This window comes from Gordonia paraffinivorans NBRC 108238 (assembly GCF_000344155.1).
Classification (GTDB): Bacteria; Actinomycetota; Actinomycetes; order Mycobacteriales; family Mycobacteriaceae; genus Gordonia; species Gordonia paraffinivorans.
In genome coordinates, this window is sequence record NZ_BAOQ01000022.1 from 55,424 (window position 1) to 76,672 (window position 21,249).

Annotated in this window: 17 protein-coding genes; 12 read left to right on the forward strand and 5 right to left on the reverse strand. The window is 68.9% G+C overall.

Annotation, left to right across the window (positions count from 1 at the left end; translation table 11 throughout):
- The first annotated feature begins 13 nt into the window (after positions 1-13).
- The 3 genes from GP2_RS11420 to GP2_RS11430 are packed head-to-tail and all read left to right on the forward strand — an operon-like array spanning position 14 to position 3,350.
- Positions 14-712, forward strand: coding sequence for a DUF3043 domain-containing protein (locus GP2_RS11420; protein ID WP_040526831.1), 699 nt, complete (start codon positions 14-16; stop codon positions 710-712).
- 3 nt (positions 713-715) lie between these two features.
- A complete protein-coding gene (gene cobT, locus GP2_RS11425) occupies positions 716-2,551 on the forward strand; it encodes a nicotinate-nucleotide--dimethylbenzimidazole phosphoribosyltransferase (protein WP_006900669.1) in 1,836 nt (611 codons plus the stop codon).
- 19 nt (positions 2,552-2,570) lie between these two features.
- Positions 2,571-3,350: an adenosylcobinamide-GDP ribazoletransferase gene (locus GP2_RS11430; protein WP_006900670.1), complete on the forward strand. Its 780-nt coding sequence runs from the start codon at positions 2,571-2,573 to the stop codon at positions 3,348-3,350.
- Between the two features lie 82 nt (positions 3,351-3,432).
- Here GP2_RS11430 and GP2_RS11435 read toward each other — a convergent pair whose 3' ends face one another.
- Entirely contained in the window at positions 3,433-4,539 is a 1,107-nt protein-coding gene (locus GP2_RS11435) for a branched-chain amino acid aminotransferase (RefSeq protein WP_040526832.1), read from the reverse strand.
- A gap of 85 nt (positions 4,540-4,624) precedes the next feature.
- Positions 4,625-5,728 (reverse strand): glycine cleavage system aminomethyltransferase GcvT, encoded by a 1,104-nt coding sequence (gcvT, locus tag GP2_RS11440; RefSeq protein ID WP_006900672.1) that lies wholly within the window; start codon positions 5,726-5,728, stop codon positions 4,625-4,627.
- Between the two features lie 90 nt (positions 5,729-5,818).
- Between gcvT and GP2_RS11445 the strand changes: the two genes are divergently transcribed.
- From GP2_RS11445 to GP2_RS11470, 6 genes are all read left to right on the forward strand, one after another.
- Positions 5,819-7,375 (forward strand): leucyl aminopeptidase, encoded by a 1,557-nt coding sequence (locus GP2_RS11445; RefSeq protein ID WP_006900673.1) that lies wholly within the window; start codon positions 5,819-5,821, stop codon positions 7,373-7,375.
- A gap of 264 nt (positions 7,376-7,639) precedes the next feature.
- The gene (sucB, locus tag GP2_RS11450; RefSeq protein ID WP_006900674.1) at positions 7,640-9,367 is read left to right on the forward strand and encodes a 2-oxoglutarate dehydrogenase, E2 component, dihydrolipoamide succinyltransferase; all 1,728 of its coding nucleotides are present in this window, start codon (positions 7,640-7,642) and stop codon (positions 9,365-9,367) included.
- A gap of 36 nt (positions 9,368-9,403) precedes the next feature.
- Positions 9,404-10,297: a TIGR01777 family oxidoreductase gene (locus GP2_RS11455; protein ID WP_006900675.1), complete on the forward strand. Its 894-nt coding sequence runs from the start codon at positions 9,404-9,406 to the stop codon at positions 10,295-10,297.
- Positions 10,294-11,010, forward strand: coding sequence for a lipoyl(octanoyl) transferase LipB (lipB, locus tag GP2_RS11460; RefSeq protein ID WP_006900676.1), 717 nt, complete (start codon positions 10,294-10,296; stop codon positions 11,008-11,010). Before GP2_RS11455 ends, lipB begins: the two co-directional genes overlap by 4 nt.
- Positions 11,007-12,098 (forward strand): lipoyl synthase, encoded by a 1,092-nt coding sequence (gene lipA, locus GP2_RS11465; RefSeq protein ID WP_006900677.1) that lies wholly within the window; start codon positions 11,007-11,009, stop codon positions 12,096-12,098. Before lipB ends, lipA begins: the two co-directional genes overlap by 4 nt.
- A gap of 65 nt (positions 12,099-12,163) precedes the next feature.
- Complete coding sequence (locus GP2_RS11470) at positions 12,164-12,907, forward strand: DUF4191 domain-containing protein (protein WP_006900678.1); 744 nt, start codon at positions 12,164-12,166, stop codon at positions 12,905-12,907.
- Positions 12,908-13,040: 133 nt separating this feature from the next.
- On the opposite strand, the gene GP2_RS11475 is transcribed toward GP2_RS11470, so the two are convergent.
- The 3 genes from GP2_RS11475 to GP2_RS11485 form a co-directional block, all read right to left on the reverse strand.
- Entirely contained in the window at positions 13,041-14,519 is a 1,479-nt protein-coding gene (locus GP2_RS11475) for a 9-bladed beta-propeller domain-containing protein (RefSeq protein WP_006900679.1), read from the reverse strand.
- The gene (locus GP2_RS11480; RefSeq protein WP_006900680.1) at positions 14,520-15,884 is read right to left on the reverse strand and encodes a 9-bladed beta-propeller domain-containing protein; all 1,365 of its coding nucleotides are present in this window, start codon (positions 15,882-15,884) and stop codon (positions 14,520-14,522) included.
- Positions 15,885-16,004: 120 nt separating this feature from the next.
- The gene (locus GP2_RS11485) at positions 16,005-16,514 is read right to left on the reverse strand and encodes an RDD family protein (protein ID WP_006900681.1); all 510 of its coding nucleotides are present in this window, start codon (positions 16,512-16,514) and stop codon (positions 16,005-16,007) included.
- Between the two features lie 328 nt (positions 16,515-16,842).
- Here GP2_RS11485 and glnA point away from each other — a divergent pair, with 328 nt between their 5' ends.
- The 3 genes from glnA (at position 16,843) to GP2_RS11500 (ending at position 21,133) form a co-directional block, all read left to right on the forward strand.
- A complete protein-coding gene (gene glnA / locus GP2_RS11490; protein WP_006900682.1) occupies positions 16,843-18,276 on the forward strand; it encodes a type I glutamate--ammonia ligase in 1,434 nt (477 codons plus the stop codon).
- 371 nt (positions 18,277-18,647) lie between these two features.
- Positions 18,648-19,184: an NYN domain-containing protein gene (locus GP2_RS11495; RefSeq protein WP_006900683.1), complete on the forward strand. Its 537-nt coding sequence runs from the start codon at positions 18,648-18,650 to the stop codon at positions 19,182-19,184.
- Positions 19,181-21,133 (forward strand): N-6 DNA methylase, encoded by a 1,953-nt coding sequence (locus GP2_RS11500; RefSeq protein WP_006900684.1) that lies wholly within the window; start codon positions 19,181-19,183, stop codon positions 21,131-21,133. The genes GP2_RS11495 and GP2_RS11500 overlap by 4 nt, the downstream gene beginning before the upstream one ends.
- Positions 21,134-21,249 lie beyond the last annotated feature (116 nt).

Genomic DNA, 21,249 nt, shown 5'->3' on the forward strand with positions numbered 1-21,249 from the left:
TAGTCTCGTAGTCGTGAAGCTGCCATGGAAGAAGGACGAGTCGCCGGCGGAATCCGGCGACGGCTCGGTGTCCCTTGCGAAGGAGAACGAATCGACCGACACGTCGGCCGAGGAGACCTCCACGACCAAGAAGGGCAGCAAGTACACCCCCGGCAAGGGACGCCCGACGCCCAAGCGCCGCGAGGCGGAGAACCGTCGCCGCGGTCCGGTGCCGCCGCCGCCGACGACCCGCGCCGAGGCCCGCGCGCGCCGCAAGGAACTCAAGTCGACCCTCTCCAAGGAGGAGAAGAAGGCGCTGGCCGCCGAGCGTCGTGCCAAGCGCCTCGAGCAGCGCGAGCGGATGATGGAGGGCGACGAGGCCTTCCTCATGCCCCGCGACAAGGGTCCCGTGCGCCGCTACGCCCGCGACATCGTCGATTCCCGGCGCAACTTCGCGGGCCTGTTCATGCCGTTCGCCATCGTGCTGATCGTGCTGATGTTCCTGGTGCCCCAGCTCGCGGCGATCACCAACCTGCTGCTCCTGGCCTTCGTCGTCCTGATGGCGATCGACGGCATCATCCTCGGCCGGATCGTGAATCGTCGTGTGGCCGAACGCTTCCCGGACACCGCAGACGGTGGTTTCAAGCTCGGCTGGTACTCGTTCACCCGCGCCATGCAGCTGCGGAAGATGCGGGCCCCGCGGCCGATGGTCTCGCACGGCGACGAAGTCTGATCCATGACCGGTCGCGCTGTGCGCACGCTCGTTCTCGGTGGTGTGCGGTCGGGTAAATCGGCGTACGGCGAGTCGCTGTTGGGCTCGCACCGGCAGGTCCGCTATCTGGCGACCGGGTCGCGGACGTCGACCGACGCCGAGTGGCTGGCCCGGATCGCCGCCCACCGGGAGCGCCGCGACGATCGTCACATCACGATCGAGACCACCGACCTCGCCGGCGAGCTCCGCGCCGCCCCCGACATCCCGGTGATCGTCGACGACCTCGGCAGCTGGCTGACCGCGCGGGTCGATGCGCTCGGCGGGTGGGAGTCCGGTGACGTCGACCTCGACCCCGAGATCGCCGACCTGTGTGATGCGTTGCGCGGCATGAACGCCGACACCGTGGTCATCAGTTCCGAGGTCGGCCTGTCGCTGGTGTCGTCGACCCCGGCCGGACGACTCTTCCAGGATCTGCTGGGCACGCTGAACGCCGCCGTCGCGCAGGCCTGCGACCGGGTGTCGCTGGTGATCGCCGGGCGCGTCCTCGACCTTCCGCGCGGCGAGTTCGACGCGTCGCCGGTTCCGCCGACAGCCGCCGAGCAGGCCCCGAACGACCGGACATCGAACGACCAGACATCGAACAACCAGGCCGAGGAAGCCCCGGCGAACGCCCCCGAGACCGCGATAGCGGCCACGCCCGCTCCCGGCACGGCCGGCCCCCCGGCCGCCAGGACCCGGGTCGCGGCCACCCCGGTCGCCGCCGACGCCTCCGACCTCCCCGACCCCACGGACGCGGAGATCTTCCCCGCCGTCACGCCGCCCGACGAGGCGGTCGCGTTCACCGCGCGGGAACGGCAGAACTCGCTGACCAAGCCGCCGGGCTCACTGGGGCGTCTCGAGGAGATCGGCGTGTGGATCGCCGCGTGCCAGGGACAGTGCCCGCCGGCGCCGATCGTCAAGCCGGCCGTCGTGGTCTTCGCCGGTGACCACGGCGTCGCCCGCGGCGGCGTCTCGGCCTTCCCGCCCGAGGTCACCGCGCAGATGGTCGCCAACATCGAGCACGGCGGCGCCGCGGTCAACGTGCTCGCGGCACGGGCCGGCGCCTCGGTGACGGTCGTCGACATGTCGGTCGACGCCGACACCGCCCCACACCTGTCGACCTACAAGGTCCGCCGCTCCAGCGAGGACCTGCGCACGACCGACGCGATCACGATCGCCGAGGCCCGTGCGGCGCTGGCCGCCGGGCGCGCCATCGCCGACCGTCTCGTCGACTCGGGCAGCGACCTGCTGATCGCCGGCGAGATGGGCATCGGCAACACCACCCCGGCGACGGTCCTCGTCGGCGCCCTGACCCGGCGGGAGCCCGTCGAGATCGTCGGCCGCGGAACGGGTGTCGACGACCACGGGTGGATGCGCAAGACGGCGGCGATCCGCGACGGCATGCGGCGCGCCCGCAAGGTGGTGCACGATCCGCTGGCCCTGCTCGCGGCGGTCGGCGGTGCCGACCTCACCGCCGTCGCGGGCTTCCTCGCGCAGGCGGCGGTGCGCCGGACGCCGGTGATCCTCGACGGTCTGGTGATCACGGCCGCGGCGATGGTCGCCGACGCGCTCGCCCCGGGCGCGACGCGCTGGTGGATCGCCGGCCACCGGTCGGTGGAGCCGGCCCATCAGATCGCCCTCGACCATCTCGACCTGAAACCCGTCCTGGAGATGTCCATGCGTCTCGGCGAGGGCAGCGGCGCGGTCCTGGCGCTGCCGATCGTGCAGTCAGCGGTGGACATCATGACCTCGATGGCGACCTTCGACGAGGCCGGTGTCGCCGGTCGCGACGACTCCCCCGCCGACGTCGAGATCCCCTGAGTCACCGGACGGCACGGCGATGATCTCACCGGTGCGGGCCGTCCGGACGGCGCTCGGTTGGATGACCGTCGTTCCCGTGGGCGCCGGCGGTGAGGAGACCCCCGACCGCGAACTGGGCGGGGCGGTGCTCGCCGCGCTGCCCGTCGTCGGCGCGCTCCTCGGGGCGGCTGCGGCCGGGATCGCCTACGGGCTGGGGCACACCGGTCTGCCGATCGCGCTGATCGGCGTGCTGGTCGTCGCCGCCCTGGCATTGCTCACCCGCGGCATGCATCTCGACGGTCTCGCCGACACCGCCGACGGACTGGGTTGTTACGGACCGCCCGACCGGGTCGCCGAGGTGATGCGCAGCGGGACCGTCGGACCGTTCGGTGTCGCCACGCTGGTCCTCACGCTCGGGGTGCAGGCCACGGGGATCGCCGGTCTCGCCGCCGGATCACGTTGGTACGAGCTCGCTTTCGCTGTCGCCCTGGGGCGCCTGGGCGCCGTCATCGGTGCCCGCCGCGCGCTGGGTCCGGCTCACCCCGACGGCTTCGGCGCCCTCGCCGCGGGCACGCAGCAGACCTCGATCCCGGTGTGGCTCGCGGTGTTCGCCGTCGCGACGCTGCCGATGGGCTGGGACGGCGACGGTGCCGACGTGACCGCGCTGGTGCAGGGCTGGCTCGTCCTGGCGGCCGTCGCCGGATTCGGCCTGCTCTTCACCCGCCACTGCGCCCGGCGCATGGGCGGCGTCACCGGTGACGTCCTCGGCGCGACCATCGAGCTCTGCGTCGCGATCGCCGTCGTCGGCCTGCTGCTCTGACCTCCGGCCGGGCGACCTTCCCCGAAAACGGCTCTGGCGTCACGATCGTGAGACCGTGACGCCAGAACGCGAGAGTGTTCCCTTACGGGCGGTAGAGCTCCGTCATCCACCCGTGGGTGTCGGCGAAGGTGCCGCGCTGGATGCCGGTGAGCGTGTCGCGCAGCGCCTGCGTGACCTCGCCGGTCTTTCCGTCGTTGATCGTGTAGTCCTCGTCGACGCCCTTGACGCGGCCGACCGGGGTGATCACGGCGGCGGTGCCACACGCGAAGACCTCGGTGATGTCACCGGACGCGACGCCCTTGCGCAGCTCGTCGGTGCTGATCTTGCGCTCCTCGACCGCGAAGCCGGCGTCGGTGGCCAGCGTCAGCAGCGAGTCGCGGGTGATGCCCGGCAGCAGCGACCCCGACAGCTCGGGGGTCACCAGGCGGGCGTCGGCGCCGGAGCCGAACACGAAGAACAGGTTCATGCCGCCCATCTCCTCGATGTAGCGGCGCTCGATCGCGTCGAGCCAGACCACCTGGTCGCAGCCCTGCTCGGTGGCCTGGCGCTGCGCGAGGAAGGCCGCGGCGTAGTTGCCGCCGCACTTGGCGAAGCCGGTGCCGCCCGGGGCCGCCCGCACGTACTCGGTGGACAGCCACACGCTGACCGGCTTGATGCCGCCGGAGAAGTACGCACCGGCCGGCGAGGCGATCACGGCGTAGATGTACTCCGTCGACGGAGCGTTGACGCCGAGGCCGGCCTGCGAGGCGAACATGAACGGCCGCAGGTAGAGCGACTCCTCGCCGCCTGACGGCGGGACCCACTCGTGGTCGGCCTCGAGGAGCGCCTTGAGCGAGGCGATGAAGTCCTCGGTCGGCAGCGGCGGCATCGCGAGACGCTCGGCGCTGCGCTGCAGACGCTCGGCGTTGGCCTCGGGGCGGAACGCGGCGATCGAGCCGTCGGGCTGACGGTAGGCCTTGAGGCCCTCGAAGATCTCCTGACCGTAGTGGAGCACCATCGCCGACGGGTCCAGCGCGATCGGCCCGTAGGGGCGTACCTGCGCGTTGTACCAACCCTTGTCGTGGGCGTAGTCGATCATCACCATGTTGTCGGTGAAGTGACGGCCGAAGCCGGGTGCGGCCAGGATTTCCGCACGCTGGTTCTCCGAAACCGGATGGGGATGCTCGGTACGCTTGAACTCCAAGGTCATGGGGTCCATCGTACCGCCGGGTACAACCGCGTTTACGCGCCCATGGGGCATTCCGGCCCTATTCCGGACGGCCCAAGGACTTTCGCTACACGTGCGAGGGCACGAACGGGGGGATGACCACCTCGCACGGCAGATCCCGCCCGCGCACGTCGATCACGACCTCGTCGCCCTTCTTCACACCCGACGCGGTGTCGAGGAGCGCGAGCGCGATGCCCTGCTTCAGCGTCGGCGAGAAGGTCCCCGACGTGCACTCCCCGATCACGGTGTCGCCCAGCCGGACCGCGCAGCCGGCACGCGGCACGCCGCGTCCGACGGCCTTCAGTCCGTACAGGCGACGGGCCGGCCCGTTCTCCTTCTCCGCCAGCAGCGCGTCGCGCCCGAAGAACGACGGCTTGTCCCAACCGACGGCCCAGCTCGACCGCGCCTGCACCGGCGAGATCTCCGGGCTCAGCTCGTGCCCGTGCAGCGCGTATCCCATCTCGGTGCGCAGGGTGTCGCGGGCACCGAGACCGGCCGCCTGGCCGCCCGCGGCGGCGACCGCCTCGTACAGCGTGTCGAAGACGGCGCCGGCGTCGTCCCACCGGGGCAGGACCTCGTAGCCGCGTTCGCCGGTGTAGCCGGTGCGACACACGCGGACCGGCTTGGGCCCGTCGGCGGTGGACAGCTCGGCGTCGGCGAAGGCCATGTACTCGATGTCGGCGGGCAGGCCGAGTCCGGCGAGGACCTCGGGCGAGCGCGGCCCCTGCACCGCGAACACCGCGAACTCGCGATGCTGGTCGACCACCGAGATACCTTCGGGCGCAACCTCTTTCAACTTCGCCACGACCGTCGCCGTGTTGGCCGCGTTGGGCACCAGGTAGACCTCGTCGTCACCGACGAGGTAGGCGATCAGGTCGTCGACGACCCCGCCGCTCTCGTTGCAGCACAGGGTGTACTGCGCCTTGCCGGGGGCGATCTTGCGCAGGTCGTTGGTGAGGGTCGAGTTCACGAACTCCGCGGCACCGGGACCGGAGACCAGCGCCTTGCCGAGGTGGCTGACGTCGAAGATCGCCACCGCCTCGCGGACGGCGGTGTGTTCGGCGACGGTGCCCGCGTAGGACACCGGCATGTTCCATCCGCCGAATTCGGCGAAGGTCGCACCGAGTGCGGCGTGACGGTCTGCGATCGGGCCGGCAAGGAGTTCGCTCATGGGCTCTACGCTAACGGGCGCGCCCGCGACCTGCGGACCGCCTCCCGCAGTCCCCGTACGGGCACCGTCTGCTGTGGCAGAGTTGACCGGGTGAGCAAGAACGACACCGTCGACCGCGTACGCGGCCCAGAATTCGACCTGTCCACCTCGATCGCCAAGGGCGACACCGCGCTCGTCATCGGCCTGGTCTCGCCGCCGGAGGCCGACGACGAGAAGACCGAGAAGAAGGACGACGCCTCCGCCGAACCCACCCTGGCCATCGGCGAGGGCCTTCTCGACGACGCACAGGCGGCCGCGATCTCCGCGGCCGTGACCGCCCTGGGCGCGAGCGGGTCGCACGGCGAGGTCCTGAAGGTCCCCGCACCCGAGTCCCTGCCCGTGGACCTCGTCGTCGCCGTCGGCCTCGGCTCGCCCGACGACCTCGACGACGCCGAGAAGGTTCGCCAGGCCGCCGGCATCGTCGCCCGCGAACTCGACGGCATCGAGTCCGCGGCCACCACGCTGTCGTCGGTGGACCTCGGCGCCACCGTCGAGGGCCTGTTCCTCGGCGCCTACCGCTTCGACGAGTTCCGCTCCGAGTCGTCGAAGCCGAAGAAGACCCCGCCGCAACACTTCACGCTGATCGTCGAGTCGAAGTCCAAGGAGGCCAAGGCCGAGCTCGACCGGGCGGTCGCCGTCGCCGACTCGGTCGCCATCGCCCGCGACTTCGTCAACACCCCGCCGAGCCACCTCTACCCGGAGGAGTTCGCCGCCCGTGCCCGCGCGCTGGCGTCGAAGGCCGGGCTGTCGGTGGAGATCCTCGACGACAAGGAGCTCGAGGCGAAGGGCTTCGGCGGCATCGTCGGCGTCGGCAAGGGCTCGTCGCGCCTGCCCCGCTTGGTGCGGCTCACCCACGACGCCAAGAAGGGCTCGAAGAAGGTCGCCCTCGTCGGCAAGGGCATCACCTTCGACACCGGCGGCATCTCCATCAAGCCGGCGGCCAACATGGACCAGATGACCTCGGACATGGGCGGTGCCGCCGCGGTCATCGCCGCGACGATCCTGGCCGCGCGCCTCGACCTGGACGTGTCGGTCACCGCGACCGTGCCGATGGCCGAGAACATGCCGTCGGGTACCGCGCAGCGCCCGGGCGACGTCCTCATCCAGTACGGCGGCACGACCGTCGAGGTCCTCAACACCGACGCCGAGGGCCGCCTGATCCTCGCCGACGCGATCGTCCGCGCCTGCGAGGACGAGCCCGACTACCTGATCGACACCGCGACGCTCACCGGCGCGCAGATGGTGGCGTTGGGCACCCGGACCCCGGGCGTGATGGGCACCGAGGAGTTCCGCGACCGAGTCGCCGCCCGGTCGGCGGATGTCGGCGAGAACGCCTGGGCGATGCCGCTGCCGGCCGAGCTGCGCGCCGATCTCAAGTCGCGCGTCGCCGACCTGGCGAACGTCACGCCGCACCGGTGGGGCGGGATGCTCGCCGCGGGCATCTTCCTGAAGGAGTTCGTCGCCGACGGCGTGGAATGGGCCCACATCGACATCGCCGGACCGGCGTTCAACACCGGCGGCCCGTGGGGGTACACGCCCAAGGGCGGCACGGGCGTTCCGGTCCGGACGATCGCGGCCGTCCTCGAGGACATCGCCGCCAACGGCTGACCCCGCCCGCCGATGCGCCGCGCGCGATCCGCGCCGGCGCATGGGCGCGGCAGCGCATCGCCCAGAAATGGTTACCGCCGAGTACGAGCCGAATCGAGTCGTACGACCGCCGTGCGGGTAGGGTGATCCGCGGGGATGAGTGGCTGACCCGCCACCCATCTCGGCGGTTACCCCGACCGCTCCCCAAGACCCTGTGCCCCCGGCGCACACACCGACGGGCCGTAGACCTACAGACCACCACGTCGAGTTCAGGAGTTCACAACGATGGCCTTCTCCGTCCAGATGCCCGCCCTTGGTGAAAGTGTCACCGAGGGGACAGTCACCCGGTGGCTGAAGGAGGAGGGCGACACCGTCGAGGCCGACGAGCCCTTGCTGGAGGTGTCGACCGACAAGGTCGACACGGAGATCCCGGCCCCCACCTCCGGTGTGCTGGTGAAGATCATCGCCCAGGAGGACGACGTCGTCGAGGTCGGTGGTGAGCTCGCCCTGATCGGCGACGCCGACGAGGCCGCGTCCGGCTCCGACGACTCCGCCGGCGGCGACGCCCCCACCGAGGCCGCCCCCGAGCCCGAGCCCGAAGAGGCCGCCGCCGAGCCCTCCACCGAGGAAGAGGCCCCCGCCGAGAAGCCCACCGCGGCCACCGGTTCGGGTTCGGCCGAGGGCACCGAGGTGCTCATGCCCGAACTCGGCGAGTCCGTCACCGAGGGCACCGTGACCAACTGGCTCAAGCAGGTCGGCGACGAGGTCGCCGCCGACGAGCCGCTCCTCGAGGTCTCCACCGACAAGGTCGACACCGAGATCCCGTCGCCGGTCGCCGGCACCCTGCTGGAGATCCTGGCCCAGGAGGACGACGTCGTCGAGGTGGGCGGCAAGCTGGCCGTCATCGGCGACGCCTCCGCCGCGCCGGCCGAGAAGGCCCCCGAGCCCGAACCGGAGCCCGCGGCCAAGGAAGAGCCGAAGCCGGAACCCAAGCCCGAGCCCAAGCCGGAGCCGAAGGCCGAGGCCCCGGCGAAGACCGACCCGCCGACCGTCGAGTCGACGCCGTACGTCACCCCGCTGGTGCGCAAGCTCGCCGCCGAGCACAACATCGACCTGAACACCATCAAGGGCACCGGCGTCGGCGGCCGCATCCGCAAGCAGGACGTGCTGGCCGCCGCCGAGGCCGCCAAGGCACCCGCCGCCGCCCCGGCCGAGAAGCCCGCTGCGGCAGCGTCTTCCGCGCCGGCCGCCGCCTCTGCGTCGCCGGAGATCCGTCCGGAACTCGCCGAGCTGCGCGGCACCACGCAGAAGGCCAACCGCATCCGCCTCATCACCGCCAAGAAGACCCGCGAGTCGCTGCAGCAGTCCGCTCAGCTCACGCAGGTCCACGAGGTCGACCTGACCAAGATCGTCGCCCTGCGCAAGGCGGCGAAGGAGCACTTCAAGGCGACCGAGGGCGTCAACCTGACCTTCCTGCCGTTCATCGCCAAGGCCGTCGTCGAGGCGCTGAAGGTCCATCCGAACGTCAACGCGTCGATCGACGAAGACGCCAAGGAGATCACCTACTACGAGAAGGTGCACCTGGGCATCGCCGTCGACACCCCGCAGGGGCTCCTGTCGCCGGTGATCCACAACGCCGACGACCTGTCGGTGGCCGGCCTGGCACGTGCGATCGCCGACATCGCCGATCGCGCCCGCAACAACGGCCTCAAGCCCGACGAGCTGGCCGGCGGCACGTTCACGATCACCAACATCGGCAGCCAGGGCGCGCTGTTCGACACCCCGATCCTCGTCCCGCCGCAGGCGGCGATGCTCGGCACCGGCGCGGTCGTCAAGCGTCCGGTCGTCGTCACCGACGAGGACGGCTCGGAGTCGATCGCCATCCGGTCGATGGCATACCTGCCGCTGACCTACGATCACCGCCTCATCGACGGCGCCGACGCGGGCCGCTTCCTGACCACGGTGCGCAAGCGTCTCGAAGAGGCGTCGTTCGCCGCGGATCTGGGACTGTAAGCACACGAGGAGAAGCGAGGGACTCGGGACACGCTGATGCGCATCGCCGTCGCCGGCTCACAGGGCCTCATCGGTAACGCCCTCGTCAACTCGCTGCGCGCGGCGGGCCACACGGTCATCCGTCTGGTCCGCCGCGAAGCCCTCGACGACGACGAGTTCAGCTGGGATCCCGAGACGATCGGGCTGCCGCCCGAGACCCTCGACGGCGTCGACGCGGTCGTCTCCCTCGGCGGCGTCGGCGTCGGCAACGGCCGCTGGACGGGGCGCTTCAAGCAGGAGTTGCGCGACTCGCGCATCACCCCGACCGAGGTGCTGGCCGAGGCGGTCCGCGAGCACGGCATCCCGACCTTCGTCAGCGCCAGTGCCACCGGCTACTACGGCGACACCGGCACCCGCGCAGCGGTCGAGACCGACGCGCCCGGCGCGGGCTTCCTCGCCGAACTGGTCATCGACTGGGAGAAGGCGGCCACCGCCAACGCCGGTGACGACACCCGGGTCGTCCTCCTGCGCACCGCTCCGGTGCTCAGCACCTCCGGCGGCATGCTCGCCAAGCTGCTCCCGCTGTTCAAGCTCGGCCTGGGCGGACCGATCGGCAGTGGCGCACAGTACTTCTCGTGGATCAGCCTGATCGACGAGGTGCGCGCCATCGAGTTCCTGCTCGACTCCGACATCTCCGGGCCGGTCAACCTCGCCTCCCCCGGCGCCCTGCCGTTCGCCGAGTTCTGCAAGGCGCTCGGCAAGGCGGTGCACCGCCCGGCCGTGATGCGGGTGCCCGAGTTCCTGGCGCGCACCTTCGGCGGGGAGATGGCCGAGGAGATGATCCTGTTCTCCCAGCGCGTCGAGCCGCGTGTGCTCACCGAGCACGGATTCACCTTCGAGCACCCCGACATCCGCCGGGCTCTCGACTACATCACCAAGCCCTCGTCATGACCAGACGTTCCGTCCGGGCCGACGCCGCGCCGATCGAGGTGCGGCGCCTCGGCACCGTGGACTACCGCGACACCTACGACCTGCAGCACCGACTCGCCGGCGAACGTGCCGACGGCACTCTCGACCACGATCTGCTGCTCCTCCTCGAGCACCCGTCGATCTACACGGCCGGCAAGCGCACGGAGGACTCCGACCGGCCCACCAACGGCGCTCCCGTCATCGACGTCGACCGCGGCGGGCGGATCACCTGGCACGGTCCAGGCCAGCTCGTCGGCTACCCGATCGTCAAGCTCGCCGAGCCGCTCGACGTCGTCGAGTACGTGCGTCGACTCGAAGAGGCCCTGATCGGCGTCTGCGCCGGCGCGGGCGTCACCACCGGCCGCGTCGAGGGACGTTCCGGGGTCTGGATCAGCGACGACGCCGGCGAGCGCAAGCTCGGTCAGATCGGCATCCGCGTGGCGCGCGGCGTCGCGCTGCACGGTTTCGCCCTCAACATCGACCCGGACATGTCGGCGTTCGACGCCATCGTGCCGTGCGGGATCGCCGACGCCGGCGTCACCTCCCTGGCCCGCGAACTCGGTCGCCCGCTGTCGGTCGAGGAGTTCCTCGACCCGGTGGAGGCGGCGGTGCGAGAGGCGCTCGACGCGCCGCGGGAGACCCCCTCCCCGCGCTCGGATGACCCCGCATCCACGCGCGTAGGATCGGTGCGGTGACCGCGTCCCCACTCACCCCCGGACCCGGTGCCGCCGACGCCACACCCCCGGCCTCGGATCACGCACCGAACAAGACCACCCCGACCGCGCCCGACGGACGCAAGCTGCTCCGCCTCGAGGTGCGCAACGCGCAGACGCCGATCGAGCGCAAGCCCAGCTGGATCAAGACCCGCGCCACGATGGGCCCCGAGTTCACCGAACTCAAGGGACTCGTCAAGCGCGAGGGGCTGCACACCGTCTGCGAAGAGGCCGGCTGCCCCAATATCTACGAGTGCTGGGAAGACCGCGAGGCGACGTTCCTGATCGGCGGCGAGCAGTGCACCCGGCGCTGCGACTTCTGCCAGATCGACACCGGCAAGCCCGCCGAACTCGACCGTGACGAGCCGCGCCGCGTCGCCGAGAGCGTCCGCGCGATGGGCCTGCGGTACTCGACGATCACCGGCGTCGCGCGCGACGACCTGCCCGACGAGGGCGCCTGGCTGTACGCCGAGACCGTCCGCGCCATCCACGAGCTCAATCCGGGCACCGGCGTGGAGAACCTCATCCCGGACTTCCACGCCAAGCCCGACCTGCTGGCCGAGGTGTTCGAGGCCCGCCCCGAGGTGCTCGCACACAACCTCGAGACCGTGCCCCGCATCTTCAAGCGCATCCGTCCTGCCTTCCGCTACGAGCGGTCGCTCGACGTGATCCGCGCGGCTCGCGATTTCGGGCTGGTCACCAAGTCGAACCTCATCCTCGGCATGGGCGAGACCCCCGAAGAAGTCCAGTCGGCGATCGTCGACCTGCACGAGGCCGGCTGCGACATCCTGACGATCACCCAGTACCTGCGCCCGTCGCCGCGCCACCATCCGGTCGAGCGCTGGGTGAAGCCGGAGGAGTTCGTCGATCACTCCGAGTTCGCCCAGGAGGTCGGGTTCGCCGGTGTGATGGCCGGCCCGCTGGTGCGGTCGTCCTACCGTGCCGGCCGCCTGTACGCGCAGGCGATGGCCCATCACGGCCGCGAGATCTCCCCTGCCCTGGCGCATCTCGCGTCCGAGGGATCTGCCGCCCAGGAGGCGTCGAGCCTCATGACGCGCCTCGGCCGCTGATCGGCCGTTCTCCTCGGCCGACCGCGACGTCGGGACGTTCCGGCGTCGGACGTAAACTGGCCCCTATGGCAAAGGCGCAGTCGGTCAGCAAAGAAGAGAAGGCCGCGAAGAAGCAGGCCCGCAAGGCGGCATCCAAGGAACGCCGCCAACAGTTGTGGCAGGCCTTCCAGATGCAGCGCAAGGAAGACAAGCGGCTCATCCCCTACATGGCGGGTGTGTTCGTGCTGATGGTGGCCGTCTTCGTCGTGCTCGGATTCCTGATCGGCTCGCCGTGGCTGCTGATCCCGCTCGGCGTGGTGCTCGGCGCCCTCGGCTCGTTCATCATCTTCGGACGCCGCGTGCAGAAGAACGTCTACTCCAAGGCCGAGGGCCAGCCCGGCGCCGCCGGCTGGGCGCTGGGCAACATGCGCGGCCAGTGGCGTGTGAAGCAGGCGGTCGTCGGCACCACCCACCTCGACGCCGTGCACCGCGTCATCGGCAAGCCGGGTGTGATCCTCGTCGCCGAGGGCAACCCGAACCGCGCCAAGCAGCTTCTCGCGCAGGAGAAGAAGAAGGTCGCGCGCGTCGTCGGCGACACCCCGATCTACGAGGTCGTCGTCGGCAACGAGGAGGGCCAGGTCCCGCTGTCGAAGCTCGAGCGGCACCTCAACAAGTTGCCCAACAACATCGACCGCAAGCGCATGGATACCCTCGAGGGCCGTCTGTCCGCCCTCAGCAGCAAGGCCCCCGGCCCCGGTATGCCGAAGGGCCCGCTGCCCGCGAACGCCAAGATGCGCAGCATGCAGCGCACCGCGCGTCGTCGCAGCTGACGCACGTCCACCCCGCCTCGTGAATCCACCGCCGGATCCGGCGGTGGATTCACGCATTCCTGGTGGCCTTGCCGGCGTGAGCCGCGTCCGGGACGCGTGCCACATGCCGGTAAAGCACGCGGGGTCAGGGCGATCAGGCGAACCGGGACATCTTCGCGACCGGGTTCGGTCCCTCACGCGCGTCGAGGACGAACAGATACGGCCCGACGATGCGCACGTTGACCTCGTCGGCGCTGCGGGTCTCCTTGAGTCGCCACACCGGTCGGCCGGTCTTCGGGTCGTAGGCGGTGAACGCGGGCGGTCCGGGTTCATCGCGACGGGCGTCGCCCTCGAAGATCAGGCGGTTGCCGTCGAAGGCGTCGAACCGCTGGTAGATGCTCATCAGGATCGGCGGGCCGGGCTCCCCCGTGGTGGCGTCGAAGAACGTCCACTCGTACCCCTGCGGGTCGGCGAGCCGTTGCATCGCGACGTACCGGCCGCCGAGCAGTTCGATGTCGTGGCCGTGGTAGGCGTCGGCCGACCACAGCAGCTTCTTCTGGCCGGAGGACACCGCGCCGACGATGTCGTTGTCGGACTTGTCCTCGCCCTCGACCGCGATGAGATCGGTCTCGGTCGCCACGGGCCAGATGTCGGCGACCGCGACGTCCTTGAGCTCCGCGGTCTGGACCCCGTAGCTGTTGAACAGCCTCAGGGTGCGCCGCGGATAGTCGGTGACGCTGACCGCGAATCCGGTTCCGGTGGCGGCCACGCCGAGCCGCACGCCGCTCGACGTGGTCTCGTCCTTCGGTTTCGTCGCGGGATCGTCGGCGGAATCGTAGAGAATCTCACCGGTCGGCAGGGACATGGCACGGACACCGGTCCGGTCGTCGCCGGCCACGACCACGTTGCCCGCCTCCGAGACCGCGGCATGGGAGTAGTCGACGGGGAGGGTCTGCGACCAGCGCTTCCCGCCCGCGGAGTCGAACCGGGTGAGGGTCTCGGTCTTGGTCGTCCGCCCCTCGTCGTCCTTCTGATAGACGGCGGTGGTGACCAGGAAGCCGTCGCCGGCCCGGTCGATCCGGCCGTTGCCGAACTCGGCCGACGCCGTGCCGGTCACCTTGCCCGACCCGGGGTCGAGGAAAGCGACCTCGGTGGCCTTCTCGTCGTCATCCGTCGTCTGGACGCAGGCCAGCTTGTCGTCCCGGCTCAGCGCGCAGCCGTTCGCCCGAAACTCCGAGGCCCCCGGCCACAACGGCTTTCCGCTCGCGGGATCGAGCGCGATGACCGCCGCGGGATCACCCAGCCCGGGCAGGCCGGCTGCGACGATCATCCGGTCGTTCGCGTCGAACGGGATCAGGTACAGCACCGGCGCAGAGTCGCCGACCTGTGATCCCGAACCGAAGACCGAGTCGGCGGTGACCTCCCATTTCCGGCCGGGCGGGCCGGGCAGCGGTTCGACGGACGGGTCGTCGCCCGGTTCACCGGCGAGCGCCGCGTACTGACCCGGCAGCGTCGCCGAGCCATGCACCGACTGCGGCACCACCAGCGACACCACGAGCGCACACGTCACCGCGATCACCCCGATGGCGACCGCTGCGACCCCGCTCAGAATCCCTTTACGCCTGTCGGCCATCTACGCACCCAATCTGCTGATCGTCGCCTGTCCCGCGTCGCCTGATCTCGTGTGCATCAGGTACGGCCCGACGAACTCGTACTCGCGTTCCTCCCCGCCGGCGTTCCCGATCTCCCACACCTGACGGCCCGATGCCAGGTCGCAGGCGAACAGGTACGGGACGCCGGAGTTCGATCCGGCGCGGTCGGCGAAGAAGCCGCGTGTCCCGTCGAATGCCAGGAGCACGGTCGGTCCCGCCGCGATGGACCGTGTCCGGGTGGGGCTCTGCGTGTCGAAGTCCAGCCAGTCCTCGTCGCGACCGGACCGGAGACCGACGAGGAACCGTTCCCCGAGGATCTGCTCACGGATCACGCTGTCTCGGCTCGGCGTGGCGGCGACGACCTCGAACGTGACGGTGGACGCCACCCCGAGCGTCCGCTGATGGTCGTCGTCGGTGCCCTCGACCGGGATCAGGTCTCCTTCCGAACCCTGCGGCATGAAAGCGAGCACCACGCCCTCGATCACCCCGCGCCTGGTGCCCTTGCTGTCGTAGACCGTGACGGTCTTCGCGTCTCCGCGGATGCTCACGGCGAAACCGGTCCGCACGGGCGCGACCTCGACGAGGGGCGACGAGATCCTGCTCGGGGTGTTCTTCAGGTCCTCGGTGGAGTCGTAGACGAGGTCACCGCTGTCGAGTGCGTACACCTGCACTCGACGTCCGAAGTCGCGTACGGCGACCACGTTCCCGGCCTCGGACAGCGCCGGGTCGTCGAACCCCGGCGGGGGCTTGTGCTCCCAGGTGCGCGAACCGTCGGAACTGAACCACGTCAGCGTCAGCGCGTAATGCGCGTCCTTGTGGACGAACTGCTTGGTCGTGACGAGGAAGCCCTTGCCCGCGGACACCAGAGCCGGCCCGGTGGGATTCTCCCCTCCGGCGATCGTCCGGGTTCCGGTCACCTGACCGGACCCGGCATCGATGAAACCGATCTCCGAGGTCGCCCGGTCGGCGCCACGACGTATGCACGCCAGTCGCCCGTCACGGCTGAAGACGCACTCCTCCGCACGGAAGTCCGACACCTTCGGCCACTTCTTCTTCCCGGTCTTGGCGTCGAATGCCATCAGGGCGGTCTCGGTGACCTGCCGCGGGCCGCCGACGACGATCGAGGTGTTCGCCGCGAGGACCGCGGGACGCCGTGACTTGGTATCCTGCGTGTCGGCCGGCACGTCGATGTCGGACATCGACACCGTCCACCGCGGTGTCGGCGTCGTCGCCAGCGGCACGACGTCCGGATACGGGTCCTCGGTCGCCTCGGCGGGAGCGGCCGCCACCGCCGCGCCGTCCAGGGTTCGAGGAACCGCGAGCGTCACGACCAGACCGGCGACCACCCCAGAACACCGACCGCAAAGCACGCAAAAGCCCCGAGATCCCCCGCATGCGCCCATCGAATCACATGCGGGCGTCCGCACTGTCACCCATATCCACAGGCGACGGGCGTCACACGCCCTCTATCGGGTTCGGACGATCGCCGTCCCGGTGGCGCGGTCGTGCATCGCGCGGCCGTTGTAGTCGTTGATGAGGGCGGGCACCAGGAACACCATCAGCAACTGCCGGAAGAACGCGCGCACGACGCCGACCGCGGCCGGCGGTTCCTTGCCGGTGGCCTCGGCGGTGTTGCGCTCCGGCCCGTAGTCGACGCGGGCGACGCGCATGCCCATCACGTACTGGCCCGGGGTGAACCCGAAGAGGGTCACCGCGAAGACGCCCATCACGAACCAGATGATCAGCTGGGCACCGGCGAGGCTCGAGGACAGCAGGTTCCCGCCGACGAAGATCAGGGCGAGGCCGCCCGCGATCAGCCAGTCGACGAGCAGGCCCATGACCCGCGGCCATCCGGTGGCCAGCGATCCGGGGCCGGATGCGGGCAGACCGAGGTCCTGGCCCCGGTACTCGTTGTCGACGCCGGCGCCGGGACCGATCTGCGGCCCCGACAACCAGGAACCGGTGACACGTCCCATGCTCATGACTCCTCTCGCGACCCGACCCGGGTCCCGGGCCCGCGACGACCGCGTCGTGCTTTGGGTCCATCGTAGTCACGGGCCTTTCCAGACCTCCCGCGCACGCCTTCCAGCACGGCTAGGGTGGGTTTCGCCGAGTATCTTTTCCCGCGTCCGGACCACTGTGTGGTGAAGCACATCCGGTGTGTAACACGGGGGAAACACGGACTTGACGCATGGGCAACTTCACCTCCATACGGTTGCCGCTGAGATCCGCTGCTGTCGGCGGCGGATGTGTGTGGCGCGTCAGCTCGAACTGACCACCCGATCACGAAGGAGTCACCGCACGGTGTACAGCAGTAAAGAAGAACTACTCGAGGGCATCAAGAAGGAAGGTGTCGAGTACGTCGACATCCGTTTCTGCGACCTGCCCGGTGTCATGCAGCACTTCTCGATCCCGGCCTCGGCCTTCGACGAGAGCGTGTTCGAGGACGGCCTCGCGTTCGACGGCTCGTCGGTGCGGGGCTTCCAGTCCATCAACGAGTCGGACATGATGCTGCTGCCCGACCCGGCCACCGCGCGGATCGATCCCTTCCGCAAGGCGAAGACGATGAACATCAGCTTCTTCGTCCACGATCCGTTCACCCGCGAGGCCTACAGCCGCGACCCGCGCAACGTCGCCCGCAAGGCCGAGGACTACCTCGCCTCCACCGGCATCGCCGACACCTGCTTCTTCGGCGCCGAGGCCGAGTTCTACATCTTCGACTCGGTGTCCTTCGGCTCGGAGATGAACGGCACCTTCTACGAGATCGAGTCGGAGTCGGGCTGGTGGAACACCGCCTCGCCGACCGATCCGGACGGCAGCCCGAACCTGGGCTACAAGGTCCGCCCGAAGGGTGGCTACTTCCCGGTCGCGCCGTACGACCACTACGTCGACCTGCGCGACGAGATGTCGACCAACCTGCAGCAGGCGGGCTTCGAGCTCGAGCGCGGCCACCACGAGGTCGGCACCGGCGGCCAGGCCGAGATCAACTACAAGTTCAACACGCTGCTGCACGCCGCGGACGACGTCCAGCTGTTCAAGTACATCATCAAGAACACCGCGTGGCAGAACGGCAAGTCGGTCACCTTCATGCCGAAGCCGCTCTTCGGTGACAACGGCTCGGGCATGCACGCCCACCAGTCGCTGTGGAAGGACGGCAAGCCGCTGTTCCACGACGAGGCCGGCTACGCAGGCCTGTCGGACATCGCCCGCTACTACATCGGCGGCATCCTGCACCACGCCCCGTCGCTGCTGGCGTTCACCAACCCGACGATCAACTCCTACAAGCGTCTGGTCCCGGGTTACGAGGCCCCGATCAACCTGGTCTACAGCCAGCGCAACCGCTCGGCCTGTGTCCGCATCCCGATCACCGGCAACAACCCGAAGGCCAAGCGCATCGAGTTCCGTTGCCCGGACAGCTCCGGCAACCCGTACCTGGCCTTCGCCGCCATGATGATGGCCGGCCTGGACGGCATCAAGAACAAGATCGAGCCGCACGAGCCGGTCGACAAGGACCTCTACGAGCTCCCGCCGGAGGAGGCCAAGGGCATCCCGCAGGCCCCGACCTCGCTGGCCGCGGTCATCGACCGCCTCGAGGAGGACCACGAGTACCTCACCGCCGGCGGCGTCTTCACCGAGGACCTCATCGAGACCTGGATCGCTCTCAAGCGCGAGAACGAGATCGAGCCGGTCCAGATCCGTCCTCACCCGTACGAGTTCGCTCTGTACTACGACTGCTGATCTGAGTCGCGTCTGATCTGATTCAGAGCCTCCAGACCGCAAACGAGTCGGCCCGCTCCGCGATCACTCTTCCGATCGCCGAGCGGGCCGACTTGTTTGTCTTCGCCCAGGAGGCCGCTCGTATCGAGCACTACGCCCACAGAAGAAGGACGCCCCCCGGGCCGAACCGGAAAGACCATTTGCGCGACGGAAGAACTGTAGACAGGAACATCCATCGCCTGACGACTCTGTTGCCTTGGGTCCCGCACACGGACGAGCTACACCCGCAGATCACCCGACATCACAGACCGTGAACCATGGCCCACTATCTTCCGGACCGTTTATTCGATAAACACTTGTGCAGTAGTTAAACGGCGTATACACTCGGAGCCATGACAGCAACGAGTACACAGATTTCCCGGCCCGTGCGCGTTCGTGCCCGCAAAGTCCGCCACGAGGCGGCGCGCAGACGATCGCAAGGAAGGCGCCTCGTACTGATCGACATCGAGAGCATCTCGGGAGGGGGGATCCGAACCCTCGCCGAGGCCGAGTGGGCGCACCGAATGCTCAGCGCCGCCATCGGGTTCGGCGATCAAGAGCAGGTGATCATCGGAGTAAGCAAGGCCGGTGCCGTCAACACCTGGCCGATATGGTCGTCGGCTCGCCATGTCCTGGGAAGCGGGATCGACGGCGCAGACCACGCTCTTCTAGAAGTCCTGCGTGGTGAAAACATTGCCGACCGATTCGACGAGGTCGTCCTCGCCTCCGGAGATGGAATCTTCGCCGACGCCGTGGCCACACTCGGGATTCACGGAGTTAGCGTCACCGTCGTGGCACATCGAAGCTCGCTGGCCAAGAAGCTGCAGATGGCCGCCTCGCGCACCCTGACCTTTTCCAATAGCAAGAACAACACCGAAGGTGCAGCATGAACAGCCCGTCCCCCAATTCACCGGCCCTCGTCTCCGCGAGTGATATCGCGGAGCTCGCTGGCGTGTCCCGCGGAGCAGTGAGCAACTGGCGTCGCCGACACGAGAACTTCCCGCAGCAGGTCGCCGGCACCAAGACCAAGCCTCTGTACGCACTCCCCGATGTGAAGACCTGGCTCGCCAACCAGGGTTACGCCGTCGACCAAGTGCCGACCGAAGCCAAGGTGTGGGCCGCGCTCAACACCCTTCGCGGCCGGTACACACCAGAGCAGACGGCCACCATCGCGATCGCCCTCGTCAGCGAGCGAGTCATGGGAAAACACGCCCCGGCGTGGCTGACTCATCAATTGTCGAACCTGACATCGGCTCCGCACGCCGACCCGAACCGGATCGGCCAACTCCGGGAGGTGGTCGATTCGGTCGACGAATCCGAGTTGGCGTTGGTCGTCGACTTCATCCTCGAACGAAGTGCGCGCGAATCCGGACGGATGGCCGGCGAGCAAGGGTTCATTGGGTCCCGCACGAGCAACCTCCTCGCCTCCGTCGCTTCAAACCATCCCGGCGGCGTAGCGTACGACCCCGCATGCGGGATCGCTACGGCACTGGTTGAGCTTGCCGAGACCGGTGCGTTCGACTGCTACATCGGCCACGACATAAATATGCAGGCCCTGGCCATCGCCGAGGTTCGCTCCACGCTGCACGGGGTACCGCTCTATCTGGAGAATTGTGACGTCCTGCGCAGCGACCCTGACCCAGATCTTCGAGCTGACGTCGTAGTCGCCGAGCCACCGTTCGGCCTGTCCATCGATATCGATACACGCCTAACTGACCCTAGGTTCGTCTTTGGCGCGCCACCGAAGAACTCCAGCGAAACCGCCTGGCTTCAGCACGCCATTGCACACCTGACGGACACGGGTCGCGCGTTCGTCATCACGCCCCACAGTCCGCTCTTCCGCGGTGCAGCAGAAGAACGGATACGCACCGAGCTTCTGCGTCAGGGCTGCATCGAAACCGTCGTTGGCCTGCCCGCCCGAATGGTCCCCCACACTTCGATCCCGTTGGCACTGTGGGTGCTTCGTAGGCCTAATGGCAAGCACTCCGACGTGTTGCTTATCGATGCGTCGGATGACGACGCCCCCGAAAAGCACGTCGCACGCTGGCTATCTGATGTTTCCGCACTGGAATCCGTTCCACACGTTCGGATCTCCGTGGACAACCTGATCAGTGACGGGGCAAGTCTGCTGCCGCAACGCTGGCTCGCCACCTACGAGCGAACCCCTGAAGACGTGCGCGGCGACTTCGCCAATGCCACCAGAACAATGCGAAAGGCCACGGAGTCCCTGGACGAAGCCTCTAGGAGGATCTCGTTCAGACCAGACGCCCCGTCGCGCACCCTATCAATCGGGGACCTCATCCGCGAGGGCGTTCTCCAGCGCATTCGAAACCGCGCACCTCACGACGGCGGCGACGAGCTCAAAGCCGTCGTGGTGGGTGCACACGCAATCACCTCCCGAACTCTTCCCAGTCCGCAGACTCCAGCGCGGGTCCCCGAAGGCGTCGAGTTGACCAAACCGTCGGACGTCCTGGTTCTCACACAGAGCGGGATCCGTGCACTGGTCGACGACAGTGGTGGCCATGTCCTGTCGCCGGTCGTCGAGCATCTTCGAGTACGGAAGCCCGAGGTCGTAGACCCGCACTACCTGGCCGCAATGCTCGGCGGCTCCTGGAACACGCGGTTCCTCGCCGGCACCACGATCCAGCGGGCCAGACTCACGGAGCTCGAGGTTCCGCTGGTCCCGATCGACGACCAGCGACGCATTGTTGCAGCGCTGAATGACGTAGACCGCGTCAGAGAAGCAGCGCAGGCGATCGTTGAGTCAAGCAAGACTGTCTCTTCCAGCCTGCTGGACGCTGTCCGCTTTAGCGTCTTCCTCGACACCACCGAGCGGTAAACATCCACGTCTCCCTGTGTGGGCAGGCGCCAACGCGTACCTGGCCCACACCGGTTGTGCCCGATGTCAGACTCCCCCATTACCTTGACTGTAACGATCAACTCCCAAAGGACTCA

Coding starts and splice junctions, on each gene's coding strand:
- cobT (WP_006900669.1), top strand. CDS start 716: ATGACCGGTCGCGCTGTGCGCACGCTCGTTCTCGGTGGTGTGCGGTCG.
- GP2_RS11430 (WP_006900670.1), top strand. CDS start 2,571: ATGATCTCACCGGTGCGGGCCGTCCGGACGGCGCTCGGTTGGATGACC.
- GP2_RS11435 (WP_040526832.1), bottom strand. CDS start 4,539: ATGACCTTGGAGTTCAAGCGTACCGAGCATCCCCATCCGGTTTCGGAG.
- gcvT (WP_006900672.1), bottom strand. CDS start 5,728: ATGAGCGAACTCCTTGCCGGCCCGATCGCAGACCGTCACGCCGCACTC.
- sucB (WP_006900674.1), top strand. CDS start 7,640: ATGGCCTTCTCCGTCCAGATGCCCGCCCTTGGTGAAAGTGTCACCGAG.
- GP2_RS11455 (WP_006900675.1), top strand. CDS start 9,404: ATGCGCATCGCCGTCGCCGGCTCACAGGGCCTCATCGGTAACGCCCTC.
- lipB (WP_006900676.1), top strand. CDS start 10,294: ATGACCAGACGTTCCGTCCGGGCCGACGCCGCGCCGATCGAGGTGCGG.
- GP2_RS11470 (WP_006900678.1), top strand. CDS start 12,164: ATGGCAAAGGCGCAGTCGGTCAGCAAAGAAGAGAAGGCCGCGAAGAAG.
- GP2_RS11475 (WP_006900679.1), bottom strand. CDS start 14,519: ATGGCCGACAGGCGTAAAGGGATTCTGAGCGGGGTCGCAGCGGTCGCC.
- GP2_RS11485 (WP_006900681.1), bottom strand. CDS start 16,514: ATGGGACGTGTCACCGGTTCCTGGTTGTCGGGGCCGCAGATCGGTCCC.
- GP2_RS11495 (WP_006900683.1), top strand. CDS start 18,648: ATGACAGCAACGAGTACACAGATTTCCCGGCCCGTGCGCGTTCGTGCC.
- GP2_RS11500 (WP_006900684.1), top strand. CDS start 19,181: ATGAACAGCCCGTCCCCCAATTCACCGGCCCTCGTCTCCGCGAGTGAT.